The 433-nt window shown below is 73.7% G+C and carries 1 protein-coding gene; it reads right to left on the bottom strand.

The window, feature by feature from the left end:
* The coding region (locus tag CVH10_RS17655) for an alpha/beta fold hydrolase (RefSeq protein ID WP_146143001.1) at positions 1–433 on the bottom strand (433 nt) is incomplete at both ends.

Raw genomic sequence — 433 nt, 5'->3', positions numbered from 1 at the left:
CCGGTTGAAGCCGTAGAACGGGCCGGCCGGCACGTCGCGGTAGAACTGCGCCCGGTTGGCCGCCAGCGCCGCGCGAAAGCCGTCGAAGACCTCGAGCGGCAGGCCGCCGGGATTCGCCTCGGACCTCACCATCACGGGGGTGACCGCGCCGATCAGCGCCGCCTTGGCGACCCGGCCCGCCTCGGCGCGGGCGACGTAACGCGCGACCTCGCCGCCGCCGGTGGAGTGGCCCACATGGATGGCGCCCCTGAGGTCGAGGGCGGCGGCGAGCGCGACGACGTCGGCCGCGTAGGTGTCCATCGCGTTGCCGGTGGCGGTCTGCGAGGAGCGGCCGTGGCCGCGGCGGTCATGGGCGATCACGCGGTAGCCCTGGCCGAGGAAGAACAGCATCTGGCTGTCCCAGTCGTCGGAACTCAGCGGCCAGCCGTGATGG

This window comes from Halomonas sp. ND22Bw, from assembly GCF_003011945.1.
Taxonomy (GTDB): Bacteria; Pseudomonadota; Gammaproteobacteria; order Pseudomonadales; family Halomonadaceae; genus Halomonas; species Halomonas halophila.
Note: the sequence above shows the minus strand (reverse complement) of the source record. Positions and strands in the feature narration are given on the sequence as shown.